The organism is uncultured Thiodictyon sp. (genome assembly GCF_903828115.1).
In the GTDB taxonomy this organism is placed as follows: domain Bacteria; phylum Pseudomonadota; class Gammaproteobacteria; order Chromatiales; family Chromatiaceae; genus Thiodictyon.
In genome coordinates this window covers 1-5911 of the sequence record NZ_CAIKKU010000148.1, presented here as the reverse complement: position 1 = coordinate 5911, position 5911 = coordinate 1, and the positions used below count along the sequence as shown (strand labels likewise).

At 64.9% G+C, this 5911-nt stretch carries 10 protein-coding genes and 1 pseudogene; 8 read left to right on the top strand and 3 right to left on the bottom strand.

The window, feature by feature from the left end:
* From QZY48_RS05460 to QZY48_RS05450, 3 genes are all read left to right on the top strand, one after another.
* A partial coding sequence (locus QZY48_RS05460; RefSeq protein WP_295428765.1) for a hypothetical protein occupies positions 1–313 on the top strand: 313 nt, incomplete at its 5' end.
* A 234-nt stretch (positions 314–547) separates the two neighbouring features.
* Positions 548–802, top strand: coding sequence for an SH3 domain-containing protein (locus QZY48_RS05455; RefSeq protein WP_295428762.1), 255 nt, complete (start codon positions 548–550; stop codon positions 800–802).
* Positions 803–855: 53 nt separating this feature from the next.
* Complete coding sequence (locus tag QZY48_RS05450; protein WP_295428759.1) at positions 856–1503, top strand: M15 family metallopeptidase; 648 nt, start codon at positions 856–858, stop codon at positions 1501–1503.
* Here the strand turns inward: QZY48_RS05450 and QZY48_RS05445 are convergent.
* A complete protein-coding gene (locus tag QZY48_RS05445) occupies positions 1500–1748 on the bottom strand; it encodes a hypothetical protein (protein ID WP_295428757.1) in 249 nt (82 codons plus the stop codon). The two genes, QZY48_RS05450 and QZY48_RS05445, sit on opposite strands and share 4 nt — an antisense overlap.
* 220 nt (positions 1749–1968) lie before the next feature.
* Here QZY48_RS05445 and QZY48_RS05440 point away from each other — a divergent pair, with 220 nt between their 5' ends.
* The 5 genes from QZY48_RS05440 (at position 1969) to QZY48_RS05420 (ending at position 4679) form a co-directional block, all read left to right on the top strand.
* Positions 1969–2109 carry a hypothetical protein gene (locus tag QZY48_RS05440; RefSeq protein ID WP_295428754.1) on the top strand — a complete coding sequence of 47 codons (141 nt, stop codon included), beginning with the start codon at positions 1969–1971 and terminating at the stop codon, positions 2107–2109.
* 508 nt (positions 2110–2617) lie between these two features.
* Positions 2618–2956 carry a VWA domain-containing protein gene (locus QZY48_RS05435; protein WP_295428752.1) on the top strand — a complete coding sequence of 113 codons (339 nt, stop codon included), beginning with the start codon at positions 2618–2620 and terminating at the stop codon, positions 2954–2956.
* Between the two features lie 163 nt (positions 2957–3119).
* Entirely contained in the window at positions 3120–3272 is a 153-nt protein-coding gene (locus tag QZY48_RS05430) for a hypothetical protein (RefSeq protein WP_295428750.1), read from the top strand.
* A 1-nt stretch (position 3273) separates the two neighbouring features.
* Entirely contained in the window at positions 3274–4062 is a 789-nt protein-coding gene (locus QZY48_RS05425) for a PP2C family serine/threonine-protein phosphatase (RefSeq protein WP_295428748.1), read from the top strand.
* Positions 4063–4232: 170 nt separating this feature from the next.
* A complete protein-coding gene (locus QZY48_RS05420) occupies positions 4233–4679 on the top strand; it encodes a hypothetical protein (RefSeq protein WP_295428746.1) in 447 nt (148 codons plus the stop codon).
* Between the two features lie 423 nt (positions 4680–5102).
* On the opposite strand, the gene QZY48_RS05415 is transcribed toward QZY48_RS05420, so the two are convergent.
* Together QZY48_RS05415 and QZY48_RS05410 are read right to left on the bottom strand one after the other, a co-directional pair.
* Positions 5103–5771 carry a sulfite exporter TauE/SafE family protein gene (locus tag QZY48_RS05415; protein ID WP_295428743.1) on the bottom strand — a complete coding sequence of 223 codons (669 nt, stop codon included), beginning with the start codon at positions 5769–5771 and terminating at the stop codon, positions 5103–5105.
* Positions 5772–5789: 18 nt separating this feature from the next.
* Positions 5790–5911: pseudogene (locus QZY48_RS05410) on the bottom strand (IS5/IS1182 family transposase); the annotation flags it as partial.

Sequence of the window (5911 nt, the reverse complement as noted above, 5' to 3'; positions counted from 1 at the left end):
GGCGCGGCCTCGCGAGCGACCGCAGCGTTGCGTGCTGCGGATAGGCTGCGCCGCACTGGGGTGCGGCGCTCCCGGTGGCCGGAAATATGATCAAGGCCATGCCGATGACTATTCCGACCTGGATGTGTTTGTCGAGGTTGAACGTCTGGATAAGCACTTGAAGGGCATGATTCTGGACAGTGCCTGGGACATCGGTTTCAGTAATCTCATGGTGATTGCCCCCCTGATTTTCACCCGGGACGAGTTGGAGAACACACCGTTGCGTTCATCGCCGATCGTCAAGGTCATTTTCGCGGAAGGGGCTCAGGTTTGACGGCAATGCCGTGAAGTGAAGCCTTGCCGGCGCCTACGCGCAAGCAGGGGAGCATGAGCGGGTGCTGCGCGTCCAATAACCAGACGGGACGCGGAGCGCCTGCGCTGCATTCCCACGCTGGAGCGTGGGAACGAGAGACCGATTGGGCGTCCACCAAGACCTACCGCACTGCATCGTCACGAGGTCCTTATGAAAGCAATCGTCATGGCATCGCTTCTGGCATTGACAACCTCCGTGGCAACCTACGCCGGGGACGATGTCTGCTTTGGGCGGGTAACCGGCATCGGCGACCGCTACAATCCGGCCAAGGGTTCGGGATTCCTGGCACTGCGGGCCGGACCCACCCCCTCGGCCACGCAGTTGGGCGAACTGTTCCAGGGGGATCGCGTCGTCGTACTCAAGCGGCGCGGCGGCTGGCTCAATATCATTGCGGACAATCAGGAGCGCGGCTGGGTCTCATCCAAGTACATCAGCAGCTCCTGCAAATGAATGCCGAACACCGGTCGGCCCTGAGGAACGCCAGGGCACCATGGCCCGGGGTGGTGGCGATCGTGCTGGCGGTCCTCGGCGGGCTGCACGGCAATGCCTGCGCTCAGGCCCCGCAACCCACCGCGGCGCGTTCCGGCGAGGTGCGCGATACCGTCATCATCGACAGCCGGACCTCGCTGGAGTCCGAGCGCCAACAGGCGCTCGCCCGCGGCTTTCCGCGGGCAATTGTGAACCGCCAATCGCTCGTCGAGGTCAGCTATGTCTCGTTCGACGGGAAACTCCATCAGGGACAAATTTTGGTCGACAGTCGCCTGGCGGGCGACCTGAAGGTCATTTTTCGGAAAATTCGCGAAGACGGTTTCCCCATCGGTTCGGTCATCCCGATCTCCCGCTTCGGGTGGGACGATGCGAGGAGCATGGAACGCAATAACAGCTCCGGATTCAATTATCGCAAGATCAAGGGCACGGACACCTGGTCGAATCATGCCTTTGGTCAGGCCGTCGATATCAACACGGTCCAGAACCCCTATGTGCAAGGACGCCATGTTTCCCCGCAAGGCGCCCGCTATGATCCCGCGGCGCCGGGTACCTTTTCCAGCGGCTCGCCCGTGGTCAAGCTATTCAAGGAATTGGGATGGAGTTGGGGTGGGGATTGGCAAGGCAAGAAGGACTATCAGCATTTCGAGAAAGTCCTGCGCTAGCGCAAGTCGTTCGGGTCGACCCCGAGCGCCCTTAGTCGCTGCGCAAGCTGCTCGGCGCGCTGGTGCTCCCGCTCGGCGCGTTGGTCGGCCTGCTCGGCGCGCAATCGCTCCTGCTCGGCTTGCCGTGCCAACTCGACCGGACTGCGGAAGGGACGGCCCGCCGGGTCGAAGATCTCCAGGGTTTCCGGGCGCACGGCAAAGCGAATGCCGAGCCGCGGGCTCGTCCAGCCGTTCAGGTGGGACATCTGGCGCAGGCTGCCCCCTTGGCGCAGCCAGACCTCCAGCCGATTGTGCTCGGGGTCGTAGACATAGTATTCCTCGACCCATAGGTGTCGTACGGTGCTCCGTCGCTCTCCGGGTAGGGGTCATCCGGGTCGATACGTAACAAGGGATTCATGGCACTGGCTCCGGGCCGGGTTTCCCTTACCCGAGTTGAATGAGCGCCGGATCGCGGAGTCGGTCTCGGTGGGCCTGTCCATGCCGTGCGCGGTGACGCCGGGTGAACACAACATCTTGTTGAATGCGGCCCACCGCGAGTACGCTGCCGCCGTGGTTGTTGGTGTCCCGCAGCCTTTGCGTCTGGAGCGGCGACTGGTCAAGGGCTGAGGGAACTTCGTAGCCGATGCGTTGACCCTGCGCGCTGCCTTCGTCGCCGAGAAACTGTCAGAATAGGATCCCTGACCTTTCGCGGCAGGTATCAAGAAAATGCTAAACTGACCCTATCCTGACGCTGCGAGGTGGGTGTTCTGACGCCAGGTTAGGGCATACCCCAGCGAGACGACAGGCCCGGATGGCAGCGGAAATCGTGGGGTTCAGCCACTACCTACGTTTTCCGTTCCGTTGCGCCCGAAGCCGTGTGATGGTTATCAAGGTCATCAGCTGGGCAGGCTGGTGGGAAATAGCTCGCGTAAGAAACGTGGTAAGTCCCCTATGTGCCTATTTCCGTTTTACGTTTCCCGGGGCGGACGTAACATTGTGATTCGTTGAACACCCGTGCAGGCGTACCCGCCGATCGGGTAACCCGTAAAGGAAACGCTAGGCCCGATCAGCGGTTGGGCGGCCAACCCTCTCGACCTGCGCTCCTCTTCAAATTTGACCTGAGGACCGACCTCCCATGCACTCGGAACTGGATACCGTCGCCTTCGCCGTCAACCCCGAACCCCGCTGCGCCTGCCTGCTGCTGCTGGACTGCTCCGGCTCCATGGATGGCGAGCGTATCGAGGCATTGAACGCGGGCCTGCAAGTCTTTCAGGAAGCCCTGCGCGCGGACGAACTCGCCGCCAAGCGTGTGGAGACCGGCATCCTCACCTTCGGCGGCAACATCCAAACCGTCCAAGACTTTGTCACCGCCGCCCAGTTCGAGGCCCCGACGCTGGCCGTGTCCGGCGACACCCCTATGGGCGCGGCGGTCGAGCAAGGATTGGACATGATCGAGGCCCGCAAGCGTACCTAATAACGACAACGGCATCGCCTACTACCGCCCGTGGCTCTTCCTGATTACCGACGGCGCACCCACCGACACCTGGGAGGCCGCCGCGCGCCGCGCAGCCGCAGCCGACCGTGACAAAAAGGTCGCCTTCTTTAACGTCGGCGTGAGCGGTGCCGATCTTGGCGTCTTGGCCAAATTCTCCCCGCGCACCCCCAATCAACTCAAGGGCGGTCAGTTCCAGGAGATGTTCGTCTGGCTCTCACGCAGCATCCAGGCCGTCGCTCACTCCCAGGTGGGGGATCAGGTCGCACTAGATCCGGCCAAGGACTGGGTGGTCTGACATGACCTGGCACCACAGTGGCCTGTCGGTGCGCGGCTCAGGCCACGCCAGGACCGGGACGCCCTGTCAAGACGCCCAGAGCATCCTCGCCACCGACACCCTCCTGATCTTGGCCGTCGCCGACGGCGCTGGTGCCGCAGAGCACGCCGCGCTGGCAGCGGAGTTGGCGACGGCACGCGCCTTGTGCTGGTTCCAAGAGGCGCGCCCGCTTCCCGCCGGCGCCGCCGCCTGGGAGGCGGAGTTGCGTGATCTGCTGGTCGACCTGCACCTGTCACTCATGGCTGAAGCCGAGCGGTTGGGCTGCCCCGCTTGCGATCTCGCTTGCACCTTCCTTTTGGCCCTGGTGACCCCGGACGCGCTCGTCGGCATCCAAGTCGGCGATGGAGCTATCGTCTATCGCCGCCCGCCGGGGGACGCCACCGGGGACCTCGCCCTGCTGACCGCCCCTCACCAAGGCGAATACCTCAACGAGACAGTCTTCCTGATCTCGGACACCTACCTGCAAGACGCCCAGTTCGCCTACCGGGAAGGCGCCCCGGACGGCATTGTGGTCTTCTCCGACGGCATGCAAATGCTGGCCCTGGAAATGAAGGCTCGGCCGCCGGTCCCGCACGCCCCTTTCTTCGATCCGCTCTTTAACTTCGTCCGGGGCCAGCCGGACGCAGATCAGCGAGAAGGCCAGCTCCGCGCCTTCTTGGAGTCTGAGCGGGTCTGCGCCAAGACCGACGACGACAAGACCCTGGTGATCGCGGTGCGTGCCGACCGGTCCCGATCGGGGTCGTCCGCCTAAACGAGCTGCCGGGCCAGCGCCCCCGCGGCACGGCACCGCCACCGGATGGTCCCCATGCCGCCCACCGCCTATACCCTCGTCAACACCAGGCAAACCATCGCCTTGGGCCTCGAGTTGGCCCGCGGGGGGAAGGCGCCGTGTATGAGGTGCTCTGCCGCGGAGACTTGGTCGTGAAGCTCTACCATTCCGGCAAGGCCCCGCCCCCCGGCAAGCTGGAACGGATGTTGGAGAACCCGCCAGACGACCCGACCGCGGCCCAGGGGCACTGCTCCATCGCCTGGCCATGCGACCTGCTGCACGACGGCCAGGGGCAGATCGTCGGGTACGCGATGCCCAGGATCAGCGGCGGCGTGCCACTGCACGGGCTCTATAACCTACAAAGCCGCAGCCAGAAGGCCCCCGGCTTCCACTGGCGTTACCTTCATGTCGCTGCTCATAACCTTGCCTCCGCGGTAGCGGCCATTCATGCCAAGGGCTACTGCGTATTCCACGCAAACTGGACAGCCGTTCCACCGCAAACTGGACACCTGTTCCGCCGCAAACTGGACGGCTGTTCCAGGTCAAACTGGACCGTCGGAGCGAAGCGCCGCGCGGGGATGATGCTGTTTACGCTGTGATGGGTCCCGCCGTCAACGGTAGATGTCAATGCGCGGTGGCGCGTGCCGGTGCTGGTTGGGGTCGGACGGGTGCCATCCGGCGGCCGTCGCAACGTTGAAAAAGTTGATTGTTGTTGCGCCGCAGGCGTCCTCAGCCAGCGCTGTGGCCCGCGCGGCGCAGTGTGGGCAAAGGGTGAATGAGTGGGGGCAAGCCGGGGACAACGCCGGGCGCCGACCTGGCCGACCCGCAGACGCCAAGCGGCGTTGTCCCCGGCTTGTCCCCACGCTCGCTCGTTGGCCCGACCTCCCCTAAATCGTGCAGTTGCGGTGGAGTGCAGTGGCCGGTGGGCACCGGGGTCGACCAAGAGTGTTACACGCGGGCGCCGGCCGGGCAACCGGACGCCACGCAAGTCCGCTCGTATGACATCGACCGGGACCGGCCCGTCACCCCACCAAGGTAAACAGCGACCACAGCCCCAGCGCCAGGGTCAGCACCCCGACCCCCGCACGCAGCCAGGTCTGCGGCAGGTGATGCACGCCGAGCGTCGCCCAGGGCACCGCGAGCAGTGCGCCGCCGGCCAGGGGCAGGGCCAGGGTCCAGTCCGGTGCGCCCTTCACCGCGACGTAGCCCATCAGCACGACCAGGCAGGTGAGCGCCTCCGCAATGGAGGTAATGGCCACCGCCTGGCGGGCGGGCAGTCCGCAGACGATCTGCCCGGAGGTGACCAGGGGGCCATAGCCGCCGCCACTCATCCCCTTGCTGAAGGCCGCCATCAGGGCGATGGCGAGGATGCCCCAGCCGCGGAAGCAGGCCGGTTGCCGGGCCTTGGCGAGGGTCAGCAGGCCCAGGACGAGGACGACCGCGACACTCCCGAACGCGAACCACCGGCCCCCGAACTGGATCCCGAACAGCACCGCGGCCACGGCGCCGACCGTGCTCAGGGCCGCCAACAGGATCAGGGTGCGGCGGGCGCGCCGGTCGCGGATCAGGTCGATATTGCCGTCGTGCTGATGCAGGAGGCCGGCGGCCAGGCCGGTCAGGAGTTCGCAGAAGAGCACCGCCGGGACGATGTCCAGGGGCTCGAATCCAATGATAAGCAGCAGCGGCGCCATCAGAGGGTATAGACAAAATTAAGTCGTTGTCGTCATGCGTCGTAGAAGGATCCGCGCCTCAGTGAGCCAGACCCAGGCTTCGGACACGCACAGCAGGCGATCATGGTGCATGATCAAACGGCGTGCGCGCTCGTTCCAGG